Consider the following 21,352-nt stretch of genomic DNA (forward strand, 5'->3'; position numbering starts at 1 on the left):
CTTACCTGGATACCAAGGTATACACCTCATGTGAGCGCCAACAGTGAGGGGTCTGAGCGGGTGAGACTCCCGAAAGAAAAAGGGCGCCCCGAAGAGCGCCCTGATTATGTCACTGCCCTGCCCGTCAGTTGATCATAGGCAGCAGCTTGTCGAGGCTGGCCTTTGCATCGCCGTAGAACATGCGGGTGTTCTCCTTGAAGAACAGCGGGTTCTCGATGCCGGAATAGCCGGTGCCCTGCCCGCGTTTCGACACGAAGACCTGCTTGGCCTTCCAGCATTCCAGAACCGGCATCCCCGCGATGGGAGAGTTCGGATCGTCCTGCGCCGCCGGGTTCACGATGTCGTTCGAGCCGATGACGATGGCCACATCTGTCTCCGGGAAGTCCTCGTTGATCTCGTCCATTTCCAGAACGATGTCATAGGGCACCTTGGCCTCGGCCAGCAGCACGTTCATGTGGCCCGGCAGGCGTCCAGCAACGGGGTGGATGGCGAACCGTACCTCTTTTCCTTGTGCGCGCAGCTTGCGGGTCAACTCGCTGACCGCCTGCTGCGCCTGCGCCACCGCCATGCCGTAGCCCGGGATGATGATGACGCTATCGGCGTCGTTCAGCGCCGCAGAGACGCCGTCGGCCTCGATGGCGATCATCTCGCCCTCGACTGCCATCTGTTCACCCTGCGGGCCGCCGAAGCCGCCGAGGATCACGCTGACGAAATGCCGGTTCATCGCCTTGCACATGATGTAGCTGAGGATCGCACCGGACGAGCCAACCAGCGCGCCCACCACGATCAACAGGTCGTTGCCCAGCGAGAAACCGATGGCCGCCGCCGCCCAGCCCGAATACGAGTTCAGCATCGACACAACCACCGGCATGTCGGCACCGCCGATGCCCATGATCAGGTGATAGCCGATGAACAGTGCCGCCAGCGTCATCAGGAACAGCGGGAAGAAGCCGCCGGTGTTGAAATACCAGATCAGGCAGAGGAACGAGAGCGCCGCCGCGCCTGCGTTCAGCATGTGACCGCCCGGCAGTTTCGTGGCCGCCGAGGTTACCTTGCCCGCCAGTTTGCCATAAGCGATGACCGAGCCGGTAAAGGTGATGGCACCGATGAAGATACCAAGGAACAGTTCGACCCGCAGGATGCTGATCTCGGCAGGGGTTTTCTTTGCAATCAGTGCAGCAAAAGTTCCCAGCGTCTTGATATCTTCGCCCTTAACTTCAAGCGCAACACGGACATTTTCGATTTCGAAATGCGCGTTGAAGCCCACGAAAACCGCAGCCAGACCGACCAGTGAGTGCATCGCCGCAACAAGCTGCGGCATCTCGGTCATCTGCACACGCTGCGCAACATAGGTGCCAATAAAGCCACCGCCCGCAATCAGCAGCAGCGACAGCAGCCACAGGCCCGAGCCCGGACCCGCCAGCGTGGCAAAGACCGCCAGCGCCATACCGAAGATGCCGTACCAGACCGCGCGCTTGGCGCTTTCCTGGTTCGACAGGCCGCCGAGCGACAGGATGAAGAGAACAGCCGCAACAACATAGGCGGCAGTGGTGAAGCCAAATTCCATCTACCCGGCCTCCTTAAGATTTCTGGAACATGGCGAGCATGCGCCGGGTTACGAGGAAGCCGCCGAAGATGTTGATCCCGGCCATGAAGACGCTGAGCGCCGCCAGCAGGATCACCAGGAAGGACCCCGACCCGATCTGCATCAGCGCACCCAGAATGATGATCGACGAGATCGCGTTGGTCACCGCCATCAGCGGAGTGTGCAGCGAATGCGACACGCCCCAGATCACCTGAAAGCCCACGAATACGGCCAACACGAACACGATAAAGTGCTGCATGAAGCTGGCCGGCGCGATGGCCCCCACCAGCAGCATCAGCGCACCGCCGACGGCCAGCAGCGTCACTTGGCTTTTGGTCTGCTGCTTGAACTCGGCAACCTCCTGCGCCCGCTTTTCTTCCGGCGTCAACTCCTTGACTTCCTTTTTGGGCTGAGCGGCGATCGCCTGCACCTTGGGCGGCGGCGGCGGGAAAGTGATCTCGCCGTCAAACGTCACAGTCGAGCCCCGGATCACGTCGTCTTCCATGTCGTGATTGACCTGCCCGTCCTTCTCGGGCGTCAGGTCGGTCATCATGTGACGGATGTTGGTGGCATACAGTGACGAGGATTGCGCCGCCATCCGGCTGGGGAAGTCGGTGTAGCCGACGATGGTCACGCCATTGTCGGTGACAACCTTTTCGTCGGCCACCGTGCCTTCGACATTGCCGCCCCGCTCGGCGGCCAGGTCGACGATCACCGAGCCCGGCTTCATCGCGGCGACCATATCCTCAAGCCACAGCTTGGGCGCCTCGCGGTTGGGGATCAGCGCGGTGGTGATGACAATGTCCATTTCCGGAGCAAGTTCGCGGAACTTGGCCAACTGTGCGTTGCGGAATTCTTCCGACTGCACGCTGGCATACCCGCCGGTGGCGGCACCATCCTGCTGCTCTTCCTCGAAATCCAGATAGACGAATTCGGCGCCCATGGATTCGACCTGCTCGGCCACTTCGGGGCGCACGTCGAAGGCGTAGGTGATTGCACCCAGCGAGGTCGAGGTGCCGATGGCGGCCAGACCGGCCACACCCGCGCCCACGACCAGAACCTTGGCGGGCGGCACTTTACCCGCGGCGGTCACCTGACCGGTGAAGAAACGGCCAAAGTTGTTGCCCGCCTCGATCACCGCGCGGTAGCCTGCGATATTGGCCATGGACGAAAGCGCGTCCATCTTTTGCGCGCGCGAGATACGCGGCACCATTTCCATGGCGATCACGTTGGCGCCCTTGGCTTTGGCGGCCTCCATGCCCTCTTCGTTTCCGGCCGGATTGAAGAAGGAAATCAGCGTCTTGCCCTTGGTCAGGCGTTTCAGCTCGGTGGCGTTCGGCTGGCGCACCTTGGCGACGATATCGGCCGTCTTCCACAGGCTTGCCGCCGTCTTGACGACCTCGACACCGGCGGCCTTGTACGCCTCGTCCGAGAACCCGGCAGCCGCACCGGCCCCGGTCTCGATGGCGCAGTCATAGCCCAGTTTTTGCAGCTGCAGCGCACTGTCCGGGGTCATCGCCACCCGGTTCTCGCCGTCAAAGATTTCTTTCGGTGTCCCTATCTTCACCAGTCGGGTCCCCCTAATTTTCAGTCAGGCCAAGCAGAAGGTCAGTATTGTTTGCCAAGCAAACATGTATCTCGCGCAAGATTATTTCGCAAGTGCAGCATTCGGAACGTCAGATCATGGTCCGATTTCCCCTACACCCAGCGCCGCGTCTTGCGTTCATAGCGGGCGAAATCGGCCCGGAAACTGCGGCGCAGACGGTCCTCTTCAGGGAGGATAAAGCGGCGTTCCAGCACCCAGGCAAAAACCGGAATCAGTACCAGCGACAGCACCGCGTCAAAGCGCAGGACAAGGCCGGTCAGGATCAGCACGTCCCCCAGATAGATCGGGTTTCGGCTGCGCTTGTAGATGCCGGTCTGCACCATGGCCGACGGTGTTTCATGCGGGATGATGGTGGTGCGGTGGCGGCGGAACTCGACCACGGCAAGGACCATCAGCAGCACTCCGCCGCCGATCAGCAGACCACTGATCAGGTCAGTGAACCCGCCCTCAAGCGACAAACCGGACGGCAGGTGACGTGACTGGAGCCAGGCCAGAACGGCAAAGCCAACCAGCCAGACCGGCGGCAGATCAATTCGGCGCATACGTGGTCTCCGTTGCCCGGATTACGAATGTCTTCAAACCGTTCATGCGGGCCTTCTTATCTGTTTCAGTGGGGGAAGTGCATGTCGCGCGCCGGGGACCGCCAAGAAAAGAACGGTTTTGCCGGACCGGTGGGACAAGCAGGATGATCTCCCGCCGTTGACATAACGGCAGAACACCGGTTTGCCCGTGGGCCTATTCCCACTCCATCTCTTCAAAAACACGCCCCGCATTCTTGGTCGCCAGTTCTTCGAACGTGTCCAGATGGGCCCAGTTGGACTGATCCACATAATAGGCCTCGGCCAGATCACCGCCCGCATCGATATGCGCGCCCACTTTTGCACGCAGGTCCTTGAGATACGCGAGGGTATAGCGCCGCACCTGTGCGAAATTGGTCGGGTGGCCGTGGCCGGGGATGATGTAGGTGGGGGCGATGGGCTCCAGCCGGGTCTCCCAGGTCTCTATCCAGCAACTGGTGCAAGTGTGCTCGAAGATCGGCAGCATGCGCTCGTGAAAGGCGATGTCGCCGGTGATCATGATCTCCCACTGCGGGATCCAGACCTGCGTATCCCCGGGATCATGCGCGGGGCCAAGGTGCAGTGCCTTGATCTCGACCCCGCCCAGAGTGACCACGTACTCATCCTCAAATGTCAGGTTGGCATGTTCGATCCGCGTGCCCTCGGCCCGTTCCTTGTTGTAGCGCTGCATTCCCTGCAGGATGAAATCACCGTTCTCGCGCGTCTCGGCCACCGCGTCCGCATGGGCCAGAACATCCACCCCCTGATCGCGCCAATAGCCGTTGCCCAGCATGGCATGGCCCTGCCCGTTCTCGTTGATGACCAGAACCACCGGCTGATCGGTGACCTGCCGGATCTCGTCATGCAACGCGGCGGCAAGACGGTCAGAGGCGCCGGAATTGATCACCACGACCCCCTCGCCCGTCACGATGAACGAGAGGTTGTTGTTATGCCCGGCATTCTCGTAGGTCGGCGGCGCGGTCGCGCCAATGGCGGAATAGACATGCGGGATCACCTCGACCGGTTTCGAGTACAGCTCGGATTGCGGGTACTGGTCGGCAATGTCTTCGCTGGCAAAGGCCGGAGCGGCGAGTGCGGCCACCAACAGGGCGGACAAGGTTTTGGTCATCTGACCTCCTAAGGGATTCACAATTACATTCGCATCTTTGCATTTAATATGCGCCTGCGGGACGGCGCGTCTTGTCACAGGCGGCGCAACCTATAGGGTGCGGGTCAGCAGAGAGGAGCACAGATGACACTCGACGGGAAACACGCGCTGGTGACCGGTGGCGGCACCGGGATCGGTCTGGCCATCGCACGGGCGCTGGCAGGCGAAGGCGCGACCGTGACCATCACCGGGCGGCGGCAGGAGGTGCTGGATCAGGTCGCAACCGACAGCATCACCGGCATGGCGATGGATGTGCGTGACGAAGAGGGTGTGGTCAAAGGCATCGCCTCGGCGGTTGAGGCGCGCGGGCCGATCCAGATCTGTGTCGCCAATGCGGGCATCGCTGTCGGCAAGACGCTGCAAAAGACCGACATGACGTTCTGGCGCGACATCATGGCTACCAATCTGGACGGCGCGTTCCTGACCATCCGTGAAAGCCTACGCTCGATGCTTGAGACCGACTGGGGCCGGGTGATCTCGGTCGCCTCGATTGCCGGGCTGCGCGGCACCCCTGGGGCCGGCGCTTACGCGGCCTCGAAACATGGGCTGATCGGGCTGACCCGCAGCTATTCCGAGGAATTCCTCGGCTCCTCCTACACGTTCAACGCGCTCTGCCCCGGTTACGTGGACACCCCGATTGTCGAACGCAACATCACCTCGATCTCACAACGGGCGGGGCTGTCACAGGACGATGCGCTCAAGGTCATGACCGATCAGAACCGCCACAAGCGTCTGATCCTTCCGGAAGAGGTCGCGGCGGCGGCCCTTTGGCTGGTCCGCCCCGGCTCGCAGAGCATCAACGGGCAGTGTATCGAGATCGCGGGCGGGCAGACCTGATGGGCACGACCGAGGCCATCTTAGCGTTTCTTGTCGTGAACGTACTGGCCTGGATAACGCCCGGGCCTAACATGATCGCGGTGATCAGCGCCTCGCTCAGCGGCGGTCTGCGGGCGGGACTGGCGACGGCAGCCGGGCTGGCGCTGGCCTCGGTGATCTGGGCGGCGCTGGCGGTTCTGGGCGTTTCGGTCCTGTTCGAGCTTTTTCCCTGGGCGGTGCAGGCGCTGCGGCTGGCAGGTGCCGCCTATCTGCTCTGGCTCGGGGTCCGGTCCCTGCGGTCTGCCTTGCAGGATACGCCGCTGGACGCGCCGGACCGTGCACACCTGTCCGGGCGCAAGGCCTTTCGGCGCGGGCTGCTCGTCAGCATGGGCAATCCCAAGGCGGCGCTGTTTTATGGATCGATCCTGACCGCCTTTGTTCCCGCCCACGCCTCGGCCCCGGTTCTGACCGGCGTGGTGGTGGTCTGCGGCGTGCTGGCCATGCTGCTGCACACGATCACCGCGACGCTGTTTTCGACGCCGCAGGCCATGGCGGCGTTCGCGCGCGGACGGCGGGCCATCGATGCGCTCCTTGGCCTGATCCTGACAGGGCTGGGCGGCGTGGTAATCTGGTCGGTCCTGCGCCGGAGCTGAGGCCACGAGAGTGGACAGACGGCGCCCAATCGGCTAGGTCAGAGAAAATTACTTCAAGCTTAAAATATCACGAGGCCACCATGACCGATTTTGCCGCCACCAAGGCGATGTTCGATCTGCCCGAGGGCGTGCTCTATCTGGACGGCAACTCGCTTGGCCCCCTGCCCCGCGCGGCGCAGGCGAGGGTGCAGGAGATGATGGCGGACGAATGGGGCCAGATGCTGATCACCGGCTGGAACAAGGCCGGATGGATGGCGCTGCCCACAGGGCTGGGCGACCGGATCGGACGGCTGATCGGGGCCGAGCCGGGCCATGTGGTGATGGGCGACACGCTGTCGATCAAGGTCTATCAAGCACTCGCCTCGGCACTGGAGCTGAACCCGGGCCGCAAGGTGGTGCTGTCGGACAATGGCAACTTTCCCACCGATCTCTACATGGCCGACGGGCTGCTGCGCTCGCTGGGCGGCGATTACGAGTTGCGGGTGGTCGACCCGGAGGCTGTCGAGGACGCCATCACCGATGAGATTGCGGTGCTGATGCTGACCGAGGTCGACTACCGCACCGGTCGCCTGCACGACATGAAGCACCTGACCGAAAAGGCACATGCGCACAGGGCTCTCACGGTCTGGGATCTGGCCCATTCCGCCGGGGCCTTTCCGGTGGATCTAGCGGGCTGCAACGCCGATTTCGCCGTGGGCTGTACCTATAAATATCTCAATGGCGGCCCCGGCGCCCCCGCCTTCATCTATGTCGCACCCCGCCACGCGGACAAAGCGCGCCCGGCGCTCTCGGGCTGGCTGGGGCATGAGGCGCCCTTTGCCTTCGACCTCGATTACCGCCCCGGCGCGGGGATCGAGAGGATGCGGGTCGGCACACCGCCGGTGATTCAACTGACCGCGCTGGCCTCGGCCATGGATGTCTGGGACATGGCGGATATCGCCGATGTGCGCGCGAAATCCGTTGAACTCACCGAACTGTTCATCGCCGGGGTCGAGGTCACCTGCCCTGAGCTGCAACTAGCCAGCCCGCGCGATCCGGCGCAGCGCGGCAGTCAGGTCTCGTTCCGCTTTGAAGAGGGATACGCCGCCATGCAGGCCCTGATCGCGCGCAGTGTGATCGGCGATTTCCGCGCGCCGGACATCATGCGCTTCGGCTTCACACCGCTCTATATCGACGAGAGCGACGTGCAGGGCGCCGTCGACATCCTTGCCGACATCATGACCAACCGCCTGTGGGACAAGCCGGAATACAAGATCCGGCAAAAGGTCACCTGACCTCTAACCCCGCCCCGATCAGCGCCGCCAACTGGGCCACGCGTGTCGTGTAGTCGTCATAGCTCGGCACCGCGGCCTTGATCCCCTTGAGCGCGGCGGTGATCGTCGCGGCCACATCCTGCGCCTCGCCGGTCAGCCGCACCCGACCTTGCGCCGCTTCACGCTCCAGCCAGTCCGCATAAAGATCGCGCAGCCGCGCCTCGCCCGTGTCGGAGATATCCGAGGATGTCGCGTTGCTCGCGTCCAGCAACTCCATCCCGTGCGGAGAGCTGAGCATCGCCGCAATTACCTCGCCGCCCTGCGCCGCAAAGGCACGGGCGATCAGATCCCGTATGGTTCCCTCCCCGCCCAACGCCTCGGCCACATCCGCCGCCGCCATGTCGTAATAGTGCTGCGCCAGACTGCGAAAGATCGCCTCTTTGTTCTTGTAATGCAGATACACCGCCGGGCGGGACATCCCCGCCCCGCGCGCTATGTCATCCATCGAGGTCTTGCGGAATCCGTATGCCGCAAAGGCCTGCCAGGCTGACATCAGAATCGCCTTCTGTTTGGGATCGACATCCAGATCTTTCATGATCCGACCTCTGACAGTTCAAACACTATTTGTCAATTGACATGATGACACTTTCAATTAATTATGTCAGCAACCCTAGCTTCAGCGGAGACAAACGCGCCATGGCAACCTCGCTCACCATCAACGGCACAGCGCATCAAGTGGACCTGCCTGACGACGTGCCCCTTTTGTGGGTCCTGCGGGACGAGATCGGACTGACCGGCACCAAATTCGGCTGCGGTGTATCCTCGTGCGGGGCCTGCACCGTGCATATCGACGGCGAGGCGGTGAGGTCCTGCCAGATCGCGCTGTCGGATGTGTGGGGCGAGGTGACCACCATCGAGGGCGTCGGCTCCCCCGACGCCATGTCCGCGATCCAACAGGCCTGGGTCGCGCATCAGGTGGCGCAATGTGGCTATTGCCAGTCGGGCCAGATCATGCAGGCGGCCTCGCTGCTGGCACAGAACCCGGCGCCGACGGATGCCGAGATCGACGAGGCGATGCAGGGCAACCTGTGCCGTTGTGGCACCTATCCCCGCATCCGCGCCGCGATTCATGACGCGGCCGCCAGGATGAAGGAGGCGTAAGAGATGGCAAGCATCGGTAAAATCGTCCGCCGCACCTTCCTGATCGGCTCGGCCGCCATCGTCGGCGGCGTGGCCTTCGGCGCCTACTACGTCACCCGCCCCGCCGCCAACCCGCTGAAACCGGGCGAAGGTGAGGCCGCGTTGAACCCCTTTGTCCTGATCGACCAGAACGGCGTCACCCTGTTCGCGCCGCGTGCCGAAATGGGTCAGGGGGTCAAGACCACCTGGGCCGCGCTGATCGCCGAGGAACTGGATGTAGACCTCGATCAGATCACGGTCCTGCACGGACCGGCGGCGGCGGCCTATTACAACACCGCCATGATCGGCGAGGGCCTGCCCAACAAGGGCTATGACATCTCGAACTTCCAGCATAACCTGGCCGAGGCGCTGGGGGTGATCGGCAAGGTGCTCAGCCTGCAGGTCACCGGCGGCTCGACCTCGATGAAGGACGGGTTCGTGCGCATGCGCGAGGCCGGCGCCTCGGCCCGCGAGACGCTGAAACAGGCCGCAGCCAAGCGGCTGGGCGTGGACCGGTCGCAACTGACGACCGAGGCCGGGCACGTAATCGCACCGGACGGCAGCAAGATCCCCTATCCCGAACTGGCGATGGATGCCGCCAAGCTCGACCCCGTCGAGGCGCATCTGCGCGACCCCAGCGAGTGGCGTTATCTGGGTAAGAACCTGCCCCGGCTCGACATGGTGGGCAAATCCACCGGCACCGCCGAGTTCGGCGTTGACGTGCGCCTGCCAGGGATGAAATTCGCCTCTGTCCGCATCAACCCCAAGCTGGGCGGCGGCATGAAAAGCTTTGACGACAGCGCCGCCAAGTCCATGCCCGGCGTGGAAAAAGTGGTCGATCTGGGTAATGGCGTGGCCGTGGTCGCCTCGAACACATGGCTGGCCATTCAAGCGGTTGAAGCGATTGACGTGGAGTGGGAGGACGCGCCTTATCCGCCCGAGACCAACGCGATCTTTGCCAAGATCGCCGAGGCCTTCGACAAAAGCCCCAACTCGACCATGCGCGACGATGGCGATGTCAGCGTGATGCCCGAGGGCGCTACCGAGATCACCGCCGAATACACTGTACCCTATCTGGCCCACGCCACGATGGAGCCGATGAACGCCACCGCGCTGTTCTCGGGCCGCAAGCTTGAGTTCTGGGGCGGCAATCAGGCGCCCACCTTCATGCAGATGAAGATCGCCTCCGCCGCCAATCTGGACAGCGAACAGGTCGAGGTGCACACCACCTATCTGGGCGGCGGTTTCGGCCGCCGGGGCGAGTTCGACTTCGGCGTCATCACCACCAAGGTCGCCATGGCCATGCCCAACGTGCCGGTTCAGACGACCTGGAGCCGGGAAGAGGACATGCGCCACGACTTCTACCGCCCCGGCGCGATGGCGCGAATGCGCGGTGCAGTCAAAGACGGCAAGGCGGTGCTGATCGACGGTCAGGTGGCCTCGCAATCCTGCACTCACCAGGCAGTGGAGCGGATCACCGGCTTCGCGGGCGGCGGCCCTGACAAGGTGCTGGTCGAAGGCCTGTTCAACCAGCCCTATGCGGTTCCCAACTACCGCATCAGCGGTCATATCGCGGATCTCAACATCCCCGTGGGCTTCTGGCGCTCGGTCGGCAACAGCCATAACGGCTTCTTCCACGAAACCTTCATGGATGAGATGGCCCATGCCGCAGGCCGCGACCCGCTGGAGTTCCGGCTGGAGCTGATGAAGAACGAACACGCCCCCTCGGCAGGCTGTCTTGAAGCGGTGCGCGAGATGTCCGGCTGGACTGGCAAGACACCCGACGGCGTGGGCCGCGGCGTGGCCTTCACCTACAGTTTCGGCACGCCGGTCGCACAGATCGTCGAGGTTGTGGACGAGTCTGGCACCATCCGCATCAACAAGGCCTGGATCGCCTGCGACATGGGGCTGGCGCTGGACCCGGAAACGGTCAAGGCGCAGATGTTCGGCGGCATGATCTATGGCCTGTCGGCGGCCTGCTATGGCGCCATCACCTTTGCGGATGGCGAGGTGGAACAGTTCAACTTCCCCGACTACGACGCGATCCGGATGCATACATCGCCGCAGGTCGAGGTCCGGGTGCTTGAAGCCAACCGCCACATGGGCGGCGCGGGCGAGCCGGGCACCCCACCCTCGATGCCTGCATTGGGCAATGCGCTGTACGATCTGACCGGCAAGCGTGTGCGCACACTGCCCTTTGCCGATCACTTCGACCTGCTGGTCTGACGATGCACACAGGCCTCACCCGGCAACGGGCGGGGCCGCCCCTTTTCTCCGGCTGTTGACTTCGCATGCCCCGATCCGCTATCGGGCAGCCATGAGCAACCGGACCTTCATCCGTAATTTCTATTATACCCCGTCCAGATAACGGCGGGCGCTCACTCATGTTCAACCGCCGCGACAGGCGGTTCGAACGAAACACATCCCTGCATCGCGGCTTTCTCCCGGAGTATCCCGATGCAATCCCGACCCCTCATTCGTTCTGTTGGCCTGATCGGCTTTGGCGCCTTTGGCCGCCTCATCGCCCAGCACCTCGCGCCGCTGACACCGCTGGTGGTGCATGATCCCCGCCCGGTCCCGGGGGATATGTCAGGAGTGTCCTTTGGCACCCTGCCCCAAACCGCCACCTGCGATCTGGTCATCCTCGCGGTACCGGTGGCTCAACTGGAACCCGTCCTGACCTTTCTCGCCCCGCATCTGCGTCCCGGTGCGGTGGTTGCGGATGTCAGCTCGGTCAAGGTCACACCCGTACAGCTCATGGAGCGCCTGCTGCCCGCGCATGTGAGCATCGTCGGCACCCACCCCCTGTTTGGCCCGCAAAGCGCCTCTGACGGGATCGCGGGCCGCAAGATCGCCCTCAGCCGGGTACGCGGAGACGCCTGCCTGACACTCGCCGCCCTCTGCCGCACGCTGCTGGGCCTGCGCCCGCATCTGGTCTCGCCCGAGGATCATGACCGCGAGGCGGCTGTGGTGCAGGGCCTGACACACTTCATCGCTCAGATCGTCGCGCGCATCGACCCTTTGCCCGACCGCCTGACCACGGTCAGCTTCGACAAGCTGCGCGAGGCCATCGACATGGTCCGCCACGACCCGCCCGGCGTGTTCCAAGCCATCGAGCGCGACAATCCGTTCGCCGCCCCGGTCAGGGACCGTTTTCTAAGGGAAGCGCTGGAACTGGCAGGTGACCTGGACCGGCCCATAGCACTTCGCGAAATACCTGAATCACCTGACGCTGCCTGAAATCAAGGATTTCGGGCGCGTCAGGCGATGCCGGATGTATCAAGTTCTTTGCGAAGTTCCGTAATCAGGCAGATTTCTGGAACAACCCGGGGCGCTTGCCCTCGACCCAACCGCGCGCCGCATCGCCAAAGGCCTGAAACAGCGGGCGCGAAACCGGATCGTTGGCCGCATCCCATTCAGGATGCCACTGCACCGATAACGTAAAGCCCGGCGCATCCTTGACATAGGTGGCCTCGGGCGTGCCGTCCTGGGCGTGTCCGTCGATCACGATCCCCTGCCCCGGCACCTTGATCCCTTGCCCGTGCAGCGTGTTGGTCATCACTTCGGGCGCGCCGAACAGACGATGGAACACCCCGCCCTCAGTCAACGTCACCACATGGCGCAGGGCAAATTTCTCTTCCAGCGTGCCATCGGGCGGCATCCGGTGGTTCATCCGACCCGGAAGCTCGCGGATCTCAGGGTAAAGCGTGCCGCCCAGCGCCACGTTGACCTCCTGAAACCCGCGGCAGATGCCCAGAAACGGCTGGCCGCGCTCAACGCAGGCCCGGATCAGCGGAAGGGTTATGGCATCGCGCGCACGGTCGAACTCGCCATGCGCCTCGGTCGCGGCCTCGCCATATTCCTCAGGGTGCACATTCGGCCGTCCGCCGGTCAGCAGGAACCCGTCGCAGATCTCCATCAGTTCGGCAACCGAGACAAAACGCGGATCGGCGGGCACCAGCAGCGGCAGACATCCCGATACATTGGCCACCGCGTCCGAGTTCATCGTCCCCCCCGCATGGGTAGGGTACTGGTCGTTCATCAGGTAGGAGTTGCCGATGATGCCAACAACCGGACGCGCCATTCAATCCTCGTACACAATCAAACCGTTCAGACCTTCATGCCAAAACCAGCCCGGGTTTCAAAGTGCGGTTTCGCAGCCTCGACTGTGAATTTCTCAACAATCCCGCAAAAGTAACAAAGATTGGACACAAAGCCGGTGGAAATTGCGCCAAACAGCAGGAGTGTGGCATCACATGACCGAGGTGTCGGTTCAGCCCAACGTGACATCCCCCGCGCAAGGCGGGCGTATCGTTTTTGACCGGAATGAGCGCGTCCTGCTCGGACTTTTGGCGTGCATGGTTATCCTGTGCGTCGGCCTATCCGTCCTCAAAGAGCAGGCAGTAGCTTGGGGAGCCTTCGGGCTCTCCGTTTTTCCAGCTATGGGTTTGTTGGCTGCCGGCATCTACATACGTCGGAAGAAAAATCAGCCCAACCTTGCCCATCTCGCGATTGGCAACAGCCTTTATCTCGGCTTCACAGGTGCTGCGACCGTGCTGATTTACCTGCGCTTTCCGGTCACTACGGGCTTGTTTGACCAGCAATTGATGCGGATGGATTCCGCGCTCGGCTACTCCTGGCCGGACTTCGTTGAAACAGTAGCAACTTATCCAGAATTTGCCCGAATTCTGGGACTTGTTTACCATAGCTCTTTGCCGCAACTCTTTGCTCTAATTGCATTTCTTGCTCTTACTGGCCGGATCTTAAAACTGCACCGCGCCTTGTTGGCCGGTAGCCTGGGCCTGCTCCTCACCACCCTGATCTGGTGGCTGGCCCCCAGCATTGGCCCCTCGGCGTTCCACAATATCCCGACCGAGACGGCCGAAGCCATGAACCTGGTCACAAATATGCAATATGGCGCGTATCTGAGACAGTTGTTGGATCATGGCCTGCCAGTGATTTCACCGAACGACATCGTCGGCACCATTGCCTTCCCGTCTTATCACACGGTCATGGCGCTGCTGATGATCTGGTATCTGCGGGGCACGGTGCTGTTTCTGCCGGCGCTCGCCCTCAACCTCGCTATGGTGCCTGCGATCCTGTCACATGGCGGCCATTACCTGACGGACATGGCGGGCGGGATCGCGACCTTTGCCATCGCCGCCTGGCTGGCCGGAAAACTGGCCACCGATCCCCGCCCGGCGACGCGTTGATAATCAGATTTCGCCGCTCAGCCCAGCGCCTTGAATCCCGGCCAGAGCAGCAGCCGCATCGTTGTCCGAGGTGTCGCCCGTCACACCAACAGCCCCGATCACGGCGCCCTTCTTGTCGCGCACCAGCACGCCGCCCGGCACCGGCACCACCTGCCCACCATAGACGCCGTTCACCGCAGCCATGAAATACCCCTGCGCCTCGGCACGCTGCATCTGAGCGGTGCCAGCCATGCCCAGCATCACCGAGCCATAGGCCTTTCCATGCGCGATCGCGAACCGCCCCGGCGCCGCGCCATCCTCGCGCTCGAAGGCAATGACATGCCCGCCCGCATCCAGCACCACGACCGAGAGCGGCTTCAACTCCATCTCCCGCCCCTTGTCCAGCGACTTGCGAATGATCGTACGCGCCTTGCGCAAAGAAATCACCATCCCTGCTTCCTTCTTCTGTTCCAAAATATCCTCGGGGGCGCGCGAGGGGGCAGACAGCCCCCTCGTTCCCGTCCCCTGCCACTCAGCCCAAACTGGCCTTCAGTTCCAGACGCCGCCCATGCAAAACCGGCTCGGTATAGCCCGAAGGCTGCACCCGCCCCTTGAACACCAGATCGCAGGCCGCCTGGAACGCGATCCCGTCAAACCCCGGCGCCATCGGCCTGTACGCCGGATCATCCGCATTCTGCCGGTCCACCACGGCGGCCATCTTCTGCATCGCCGCCATCACCTGCGCTTCATCGACCACGCCGTGATGCAGCCAGTTGGCCAGCGCCTGGGACGAAATCCGGCAGGTCGCGCGATCCTCCATCAACCCGATATCGTGGATATCCGGCACTTTCGAACAGCCAACTCCCTGGTCCACCCAGCGCACCACATAGCCGAGGATGCCCTGGGCGTTGTTCTCCACCTCGCGGGTGATTTCATCCGCACTCAGGTTGCGTCCACCCAGCAGCGGTACGGTCAGCAGATCGGCCAGCGTCCCACGAGGACCACCGGCGGCGATCTCCTCCTGCCGGGCCAGCACAGCCACCTTGTGGTAATGGGTTGCGTGCAGCGTCGCGGCGGTGGGCGACGGCACCCAGGCGCAGGTCGCACCCGACATCGGATGGCCGATCTTGGCCTTCAGCATATCTCCCATCCGGTCCGGCATCGCCCACATGCCCTTGCCTATCTGCGCCCGGCCCTTCAGCCCGCAGGCCAGCCCGACATCGACGTTGCGATCCTCGTAGGACGCAATCCAAGGCGTGTCCTTGATCTCACCCTTGGGCAGCATCGGCCCGGCCTCCATCGAGGTATGGATTTCGTCGCCGGTGCGATCCAAAAAGCCAGTATTGATAAAGGCCACCCGCGACTTCGCAGCGCGGATGCACTCCTTGAGGTTCACCGAAGTCCGCCGCTCCTCATCCATGATGCCCAGCTTCACCGTGTTGCGCGGCAGGCCCAGAATGTCCTCGACCATGTCGAAGATCTCGCCCGAGAACGCCACCTCCTCCGGCCCGTGCATCTTGGGCTTGACCACATAGACCGAACCATGGTCCGAGTTGCCGCCCTCACGCCGCAGATCGTGCATCGCGATCATGGTGGTGCAGAGCGCATCTAGCAGCCCCTCACCGATCTCGTTGCCCTCGCCGTCCAGCACCGCCGGGTTGGTCATCAGGTGGCCCACATTGCGCACCAGCATCAGCGAACGGCCCTTGAGCACGCCTGCCGAACCATCGGCGGCGGTGTAGGCCAGATCGCCGGCCAGTTTTCGGGTGAAGGTGGCTCCGCCCTTGGTCACCTCTTCGGTCAGGTCGCCCTTCATCAGGCCCAGCCAGTTGCTGTAGGCCAGCACCTTGTCCTCGGCATCAACAGCGGCCACGGAATCCTCGCAATCCATGATGGTTGAGAGCGCCGATTCCAGCCGCATATCGGCGATACCCGCCGGGTCCGAAGCGCCGATGTTGCTACCTGCGTCGATCGCGATCTGAATGTGTAGACCGTTGTTCTTGAGCAGGACGAAGTCCGGAGCCGATGCCTCTCCGCCGAAACCCGCGAATTTCGCCGGATCGGCCAAGGCAGGTTCCAACACACCGTTCTCGACACGCAGTAGAGTGACATCCGACCAGAACCCGCTGGCCAGCGGCACGACCTCATCGAGGAAGCCTTTCGCCCAAGCGATTACCTGTGCGCCACGGGCCGCATCATAGCCCTTGCCCGCCGGCAGATCGCCCATCGCATCGGTGCCGTAGAGCGCATCATAGAGGCTGCCCCAGCGCGCATTGGCGGCGTTCAACGCAAAACGGGCGTTGGTGATCGGCACCACCAGTTGCGGGCCGGGGATCGCGGCAATCTCGGGGTCGGTATTGGCGGTGTCGATGGCAAAATCCGACCCCTCGTCGACCAGATAGCCAATCTCGCGCAGGAAGGCTTCATAGGCAACAGGGTCATGCGCCTCGCTCCGGCGCGCCACGTGCCAGGCGTCGAGCCGGCTTTGCATCTCCGCACGTTTGGCCAGAAGCGCGCGGTTCTTCGGCGCCAGTTCGGTCACCATGCGCGCCATGCCAGTCCAGAAATCCCCGGCTTCAACCCCGGTCCCGGGCAAGGCATGATTTTCGATGAAATCCACCAGTTCCGAGGCCACCTGCAACCCGCTCCGGTTCTCTCTGCCGCTCATATCCGCCGTCCCTCTTGCCATTGTGTGCGACTGCATGCAGGCCCAATTAGAGCGAAAGTTTCCGATAGGCAACGTGCTCCGCTGCGTCTTGTCCGCCGGAACCCGGGATCCGCGCGCCGACGGCACACCCCCACCCGCTTGCAGCCACCGGGCGAACTCCATAACGTCGCGCCTGAGATCAACGCCAAGAGGCCCCCGATGCGCGACGCTGCCCCCACCACGATCTATCTCAAGGACTACACCCCGTTCGGCTATATCGTGGACAGCGTCCACCTGACCTTCGACCTTGCGCCGAATGCCACCCGCGTCACCTCGCGCATCGCGTTCCGCCCGAACCCGGAGGCCGAAGACAAGGCCTTCTTCCTGCATGGCGAAGAGCTGAAACTGATCCGCGCCACCATCGACGGGCAAGAGGTCGCGCCCGAGATCACCGACAAGGGCCTGACCTGCCCCGCCCCCGACGCGCCTTTCACGTGGGAAGCCGAGGTCGAGATCGACCCGGGCAACAACACCGCGCTCGAAGGGCTCTACATGTCCAACGGCATGTACTGCACGCAGTGCGAGGCCGAAGGGTTCCGCAAGATCACCTATTACCCCGACCGCCCCGACGTGATGTCCACCTTCACCGTGCGCATCAACGGCCCCCACCCGGTGCTGCTGTCGAACGGCAACCCGACCAGATCGGGTGACGGCTGGGCCGAGTGGACCGACCCCTGGCCGAAACCGGCCTATCTGTTCGCCTTGGTCGCCGGAGAGTTGGTCGCGCATTCCGACCGCTTCACCACCCGTTCGGGCCGCGACGTGGCGCTGAACCTCTATGTCCGCCCGGGTGACGAAAGCAAATGCGCCTTCGGCATGGAAGCGCTGAAAAAGTCGATGACCTGGGACGAGAACGTCTATGGCCGCGAATACGATCTGGACGTGTTCAACATTGTTGCGGTGGACGATTTCAACATGGGCGCGATGGAGAACAAGGGGCTTAACATCTTCAACTCGTCGGCCGTTCTGGCAAGCCCCGAAACCTCGACGGACGCCAATTTCGAACGTATCGAAGCCATCATCGCGCATGAGTATTTTCACAACTGGACCGGCAATCGCATCACCTGCCGCGACTGGTTCCAGCTGTGCCTTAAAGAGGGGCTGACGGTGTTCCGGGACGCCCAGTTCACCTCCGACATGCGCTCGGCCTCGGTCAAACGCATCCACGACGTGATCGACCTGCGCGCGCGGCAATTCCCCGAGGATCAGGGGCCGCTCTCGCACCCCGTCCGCCCGGAGAGCTTTCAGGAGATCAACAACTTCTACACCGCCACCGTCTACGAGAAAGGCGCCGAGGTGATCGGCATGCTCAAGCGGCTGGTGGGGGATGAGGCCTATGCCAAGGCGCTGGATCTCTATTTCGACCGCCACGACGGGCAGGCCTGCACCATCGAGGATTGGCTGCAGGTGTTCGAGGATGCCACAGGCCGCGACCTGAGCCAGTTCAAGCGCTGGTATTCGCAGGCTGGCACCCCCCGCATTCAGGTTGAGGAGGGCTGGGCCGACGGCACCTATACCCTGACCCTCAGCCAGAGCACCGCCCCCACGCCGGAGCAGCCCGAGAAGCTGCCGCAGGTGATCCCGGTCGCGGTCGGCCTGGTGGGCCCGAACGGGGACGAGGTGCAGGGCACAAAAATGCTGGAACTGACCGAGGAAAGTCAAAGCTTCACCTTTGATGGGCTGGCCGCCAAACCGGTGCCCTCGATTCTACGCGGCTTCTCGGCGCCGGTGATCCTCGACCGCGAGACCACGGCTACCGAACGCGCCTTTCTGCTGGCCCACGACACCGATCCCTTCAACCGGTGGGAGGCCGGGCGTTCGCTGGCGCAGGACACGCTGTTGCGCATGATCACCGAGGATGCGGCCCCGAATGCCGACTATCTCGACGGCCTGCTCGCCGTGTTGCGGGATGACAGCCTCGACCCGGCCTATCGCGCCCTGATGTTGGGCCTGCCCACCCAGTCGGAACTGGCCGCCGCCCTGCACGAGCGCGGCACAACGCCCGACCCGATGGCGATCTGGACCGCGGTCGAGACCTTGCGGCAGGCCACCGCCCAGCACATGCAGGACCTGCTGCCACGCCTGCACGGCCAATCGCTGTTCGACGCCCCCTACCGGCCCGATGCCGAACAATCCGGCAAACGCGCCCTTGGCAGCGCCGCCTTGGCCCTGATCTCACGCCTCGACGGCGGAGCGCAGGCGGCGGGAGAATACGCCCGCGCCGACAACATGACGCTGCAACTGAGCGCGCTCTCCTGCCTGTTGAAGTCCGGCAAGGGTGAGACGGAACTGGCCGCCTTCTACGACCAGTGGCAAAACGACCGGCTGGTGATCGACAAGTGGTTCGGCCTGCAGGTCGCGCTGGCGGCGCCGGACAAGACGCCGGGGTTGACCAAGACGCTGACCGAACATGCGGATTTCAACTGGAAGAACCCCAACCGCTTCCGCGCGGTGATGGGGGCGCTGGCGATGAACCACGCAGGCTTTCACCATGAAAGCGGCGCGGGGTACGAGTTGCTGACCGACTGGCTGATCCGCCTCGACCCTGTCAACCCGCAAACCACCGCCCGCATGTGCACCGCCTTCCAGACCTGGAAGCGCTACGATGCGGACCGGCAGGACCTGATCCGGGCGCAGCTGACGCGGATTGCTGACACCCCCGATCTGTCTCGGGACACGACCGAGATGATCTCGCGCATTCTTGGTGCCTGAACCGGTGCGCCAGCAAACCCTGATTTCCCGGGCCAGGGCGGGCATCATCGAACCTGCGCCTACCACTGTAACCAGCCGATGACAGAGCCCTTTCGCTTTACCCGCCATAACCGTGCCCCGCGCACAGTAGCGATCCTGATACTGGTCTATGCCGCGCTCATTGCCGCGATCATCCTGTTCGACGCCGCTTGGTGGCTGATGGCGCTGTTGGCGCTGCCCACGCTGCCCGCGCTCTGGGATCTCTATGCCGATACCAGCGCCGGGCTCTCGGTCGAGGACGGAGAGTTGCGCTGGTTCACCGGCAGCCGCAGTGGCGCGGTGCGGCTGGAGGAAATCGAATACATGCGGTTCGACACCCGCTGGGACTTCTCGGTGCGGGTCTCGGCCTGTCTGCACTCGGGCAAACGTATCCGGCTGCCGGATGAAGCCCTGCCGCCACACCGCGCGTTTGAGCAGACGCTGACCGATCTGGGCCTGCGAGTGGTGCGCCATCATTTCAGGGTGTTCTGACCCGAATTCGAACCGCAATTTCACCAAATCCCCCGGTCCCGGCCATCATTCCGCCCTAAAGCCCGGCCACAAATGCCCGCAAGTTGCGAGTGACCTTCCATGCGGGTTTCATGATGATCGGTTTTGCCAGAGACATGCTTGCCAGGCTGACGGCACGGCCTGACCCGCACCCCGCTCTGCCCCCTTCTCCCCTGATCCGCGCCGAAGACCGCCTCTCGATCCCTGTTGCCGAGCGCAATGCCGAGGAACTGGCCGGTCTCGACGCCCTGAAGCGCGGGCGTCATCTGGCCCGGCAAGAGATGTGGGCGGAACTCTCGGTCGAGATGCGGGCCGCCGATCAGACCCGGGCCACCGCCCACGGAGGTATGCCGGTTGCCGAGCTTCTGGCCCTTGGCGCGCACTCGGATGTGACGCTGGCGGTGGACCATGCGCTGGCCGAGGATGTTGACCCCGATGACCCGCGCCTGGTCGCAGGTATAAGGGCGCTGGAAGCGGTGCTCGACGAACATGACGGCGATCCGATGATCGCGCTGGTTGTGGCGCAGGCGCATATGGAGATCGGCGGGGCATGGCGGGGTACCGGCTGGGACACCACCCTGTCACAGCTCAACCGCGAGCGCTGCGCCGCCCATTTCGAACGCGCGGCCGAGATCCTGACCCCTCTGCTTCACGCCGAACCGGACAGCACCGCGCTCGCCTCGGCGCGCTGTACGCTTCTGGCTGGGCGCCCTGCCCCCGACACCAATCTGGCCGACGCATATGAGGCCCTGATCGACCTCGATCCTGAGAACCCCCGGCACATGCGCGCCCTGGGCACGCATCTGCTGCCCCGCCGGTCCGGCAACTATGACGCGTTGGAGCTTGAGGCTCGCCGCACTGCCGCCCGCACGCAGGAGACCTGGGGCGCTGCAGGTTATACCTGGGTGTATTTCGATGCGATCACTCAGGATGAAGAGGCCTGCGCCCGCGTCGATGTGGCGTTCTTTTTGGACGGCCTGCGCGACATTCTGCAACGGCGCCCCGGGCAGGAAACGGTCAACCTGCTTGCAGCCTATTGCGCGATTGCCCTACCCGCCGGGCTGGGCCTGCATGAAGAGGCCGATCTGGTCCGGGTCCAGCTGTGCGAGGCGGAGGACTGGCTGATCCGCAATCACCTGACCGAGCTGCATCCGCTGATCTGGGCCCATGCCACCGAGGGCTTCGACACCACCGCGCGCCTCACCTCGCCCCGCCGCTTTGCCGCGCGCGGGCGGACCGATGCGCTGCAGGCCCTCGCCGCGCATTTCCGCGCCGAGCTGCGCCGGGGACAGCACATCACCTTTACTCCGACCGGTCTGCACTGCGCGTAACCGGCGGCGGGTTGGCCGGGAACCAATGCAAAGCGCCTTTGCCCCTTGCCCCTGTCGCGCGCCGG

At 63.5% G+C, this 21,352-nt stretch carries 18 protein-coding genes; 10 read left to right on the forward strand and 8 right to left on the reverse strand.

All coding sequences use genetic code 11. From position 1 onward, the window contains the following. Positions 1-124: 124 nt before the first annotated feature. From AB3N21_RS20835 to AB3N21_RS20850, 4 genes are all read right to left on the reverse strand, one after another. Entirely contained in the window at positions 125-1,567 is a 1,443-nt protein-coding gene (locus tag AB3N21_RS20835; protein ID WP_367937006.1) for an NAD(P)(+) transhydrogenase (Re/Si-specific) subunit beta, read from the reverse strand. A gap of 13 nt (positions 1,568-1,580) precedes the next feature. Continuing rightward, positions 1,581-3,152, reverse strand: a complete 1,572-nt coding sequence (locus tag AB3N21_RS20840; RefSeq protein ID WP_367937007.1) for a Re/Si-specific NAD(P)(+) transhydrogenase subunit alpha — start codon at positions 3,150-3,152, stop codon at positions 1,581-1,583. Between the two features lie 131 nt (positions 3,153-3,283). Next, the gene (locus AB3N21_RS20845; RefSeq protein ID WP_367937008.1) at positions 3,284-3,733 is read right to left on the reverse strand and encodes an isoprenylcysteine carboxylmethyltransferase family protein; all 450 of its coding nucleotides are present in this window, start codon (positions 3,731-3,733) and stop codon (positions 3,284-3,286) included. A 193-nt stretch (positions 3,734-3,926) separates the two neighbouring features. Beyond that, positions 3,927-4,877 (reverse strand): MBL fold metallo-hydrolase, encoded by a 951-nt coding sequence (locus AB3N21_RS20850; RefSeq protein ID WP_367937009.1) that lies wholly within the window; start codon positions 4,875-4,877, stop codon positions 3,927-3,929. A 123-nt stretch (positions 4,878-5,000) separates the two neighbouring features. Here AB3N21_RS20850 and AB3N21_RS20855 point away from each other — a divergent pair, with 123 nt between their 5' ends. The 3 genes from AB3N21_RS20855 (at position 5,001) to kynU (ending at position 7,659) form a co-directional block, all read left to right on the forward strand. After that, a complete protein-coding gene (locus tag AB3N21_RS20855; RefSeq protein WP_367937010.1) occupies positions 5,001-5,753 on the forward strand; it encodes an SDR family NAD(P)-dependent oxidoreductase in 753 nt (250 codons plus the stop codon). Then, complete coding sequence (locus AB3N21_RS20860) at positions 5,753-6,385, forward strand: LysE family translocator (RefSeq protein ID WP_367937011.1); 633 nt, start codon at positions 5,753-5,755, stop codon at positions 6,383-6,385. Before AB3N21_RS20855 ends, AB3N21_RS20860 begins: the two co-directional genes overlap by 1 nt. An 80-nt stretch (positions 6,386-6,465) precedes the next feature. Further along, a complete protein-coding gene (gene kynU, locus AB3N21_RS20865) occupies positions 6,466-7,659 on the forward strand; it encodes a kynureninase (protein WP_367937012.1) in 1,194 nt (397 codons plus the stop codon). Here the strand turns inward: kynU and AB3N21_RS20870 are convergent. Beyond that, entirely contained in the window at positions 7,652-8,233 is a 582-nt protein-coding gene (locus tag AB3N21_RS20870; protein ID WP_367937013.1) for a TetR/AcrR family transcriptional regulator, read from the reverse strand. The genes kynU and AB3N21_RS20870 overlap by 8 nt on opposite strands. A gap of 101 nt (positions 8,234-8,334) precedes the next feature. On the opposite strand from AB3N21_RS20870, the gene AB3N21_RS20875 reads away from it, so the two are divergent. The 3 genes from AB3N21_RS20875 to AB3N21_RS20885 all read left to right on the forward strand — a co-directional run bounded on the left by AB3N21_RS20875 (position 8,335) and on the right by AB3N21_RS20885 (position 12,057). Further along, positions 8,335-8,799: a (2Fe-2S)-binding protein gene (locus AB3N21_RS20875; RefSeq protein WP_367937014.1), complete on the forward strand. Its 465-nt coding sequence runs from the start codon at positions 8,335-8,337 to the stop codon at positions 8,797-8,799. A 3-nt stretch (positions 8,800-8,802) separates the two neighbouring features. Further along, positions 8,803-11,043, forward strand: a complete 2,241-nt coding sequence (locus tag AB3N21_RS20880; RefSeq protein WP_367937015.1) for a molybdopterin cofactor-binding domain-containing protein — start codon at positions 8,803-8,805, stop codon at positions 11,041-11,043. Between the two features lie 231 nt (positions 11,044-11,274). Then, the gene (locus AB3N21_RS20885) at positions 11,275-12,057 is read left to right on the forward strand and encodes a prephenate dehydrogenase/arogenate dehydrogenase family protein (protein WP_367937016.1); all 783 of its coding nucleotides are present in this window, start codon (positions 11,275-11,277) and stop codon (positions 12,055-12,057) included. A 64-nt stretch (positions 12,058-12,121) separates the two neighbouring features. Here AB3N21_RS20885 and AB3N21_RS20890 read toward each other — a convergent pair whose 3' ends face one another. Continuing rightward, positions 12,122-12,901, reverse strand: coding sequence for a gamma-glutamyl-gamma-aminobutyrate hydrolase family protein (locus AB3N21_RS20890; RefSeq protein ID WP_367937017.1), 780 nt, complete (start codon positions 12,899-12,901; stop codon positions 12,122-12,124). A 172-nt stretch (positions 12,902-13,073) separates the two neighbouring features. Here AB3N21_RS20890 and AB3N21_RS20895 point away from each other — a divergent pair, with 172 nt between their 5' ends. Further along, on the forward strand, positions 13,074-14,030 hold the full coding sequence (locus AB3N21_RS20895) for a phosphatase PAP2 family protein (protein ID WP_367937018.1): 957 nt from the start codon (positions 13,074-13,076) through the stop codon (positions 14,028-14,030). A 3-nt stretch (positions 14,031-14,033) separates the two neighbouring features. Here the strand turns inward: AB3N21_RS20895 and AB3N21_RS20900 are convergent, their stop codons facing one another. Both AB3N21_RS20900 and AB3N21_RS20905 read right to left on the reverse strand, forming a co-directional pair. Further along, the gene (locus AB3N21_RS20900) at positions 14,034-14,459 is read right to left on the reverse strand and encodes a heme-binding protein (RefSeq protein ID WP_367937019.1); all 426 of its coding nucleotides are present in this window, start codon (positions 14,457-14,459) and stop codon (positions 14,034-14,036) included. 82 nt (positions 14,460-14,541) lie between these two features. Continuing rightward, entirely contained in the window at positions 14,542-16,677 is a 2,136-nt protein-coding gene (locus AB3N21_RS20905) for a malate synthase G (protein ID WP_367937020.1), read from the reverse strand. A gap of 198 nt (positions 16,678-16,875) precedes the next feature. On the opposite strand from AB3N21_RS20905, the gene pepN reads away from it, so the two are divergent. From pepN to AB3N21_RS20920, 3 genes are all read left to right on the forward strand, one after another. Next, positions 16,876-19,428, forward strand: coding sequence for an aminopeptidase N (gene pepN, locus AB3N21_RS20910; protein ID WP_367937021.1), 2,553 nt, complete (start codon positions 16,876-16,878; stop codon positions 19,426-19,428). Positions 19,429-19,506: 78 nt separating this feature from the next. After that, complete coding sequence (locus tag AB3N21_RS20915; RefSeq protein WP_367937022.1) at positions 19,507-19,938, forward strand: hypothetical protein; 432 nt, start codon at positions 19,507-19,509, stop codon at positions 19,936-19,938. Positions 19,939-20,072: 134 nt separating this feature from the next. After that, positions 20,073-21,287, forward strand: coding sequence for a hypothetical protein (locus AB3N21_RS20920; RefSeq protein WP_367937023.1), 1,215 nt, complete (start codon positions 20,073-20,075; stop codon positions 21,285-21,287). The last annotated feature ends 65 nt before the right edge of the window (positions 21,288-21,352 follow it).

It is taken from the genome of Ruegeria sp., from assembly GCF_040830605.1.
Taxonomy (GTDB): Bacteria; Pseudomonadota; Alphaproteobacteria; order Rhodobacterales; family Rhodobacteraceae; genus Ruegeria.